This window comes from Thauera phenylacetica B4P, assembly GCF_000310225.1.
Lineage (GTDB): Bacteria > Pseudomonadota > Gammaproteobacteria > Burkholderiales > Rhodocyclaceae > Thauera > Thauera phenylacetica.
In genome coordinates, this window is sequence record NZ_AMXF01000625.1 from 1 (window position 1) to 391 (window position 391).

Annotated in this window: 1 protein-coding gene; it reads right to left on the minus strand. The window is 70.3% G+C overall.

The window, feature by feature from the left end:
• Positions 1–131 precede the first annotated feature (131 nt).
• Positions 132–344, minus strand: coding sequence for a hypothetical protein (locus tag C667_RS24015; RefSeq protein ID WP_004359146.1), 213 nt, complete (start codon positions 342–344; stop codon positions 132–134).
• Positions 345–391 lie beyond the last annotated feature (47 nt).

The window sequence follows — 391 nt, forward strand, 5'->3', positions numbered from 1 at the left end:
TGTTGCCGGCTCCCTGATTCCGCACAAATCTGGCGTCGTTAAACGGCGTCGTCGAGTGGGCGCCGGCGGCGCCGTAAACGGCACGAGGGCCGCGCGCGTCGGCCCTCGTTGTGCTGGGGGGCGGGGCTCGATCAGAACGACGGATCGTCGAACGGCAGCTCGGCCTGCGTGAGGCGGTCCTGGCGGTAGTGCTCGAACAGGGCGAGCTCGTAGTGCGCCCAGATGCGCTCGCGCAGATCGTCGAGCAGCTCGATCACGGCCCGGGCCTGCTCGGGCGTCCAGTCGGCGTCGATGAGCAGGTCCAGGCCGCGCAGCAGCCCGGACGGCGGGTGGTCGGTCTTCATGCGGGACTCCGTGCGGATTTGCGTTTGCGGGCGTTGGTGGCGGCGCG

Excerpts from the sequence above, each read along its gene's own strand:
- C667_RS24015 (WP_004359146.1), bottom strand. The coding sequence starts at position 344 with ATGAAGACCGACCACCCGCCGTCCGGGCTGCTGCGCGGCCTGGACCTG.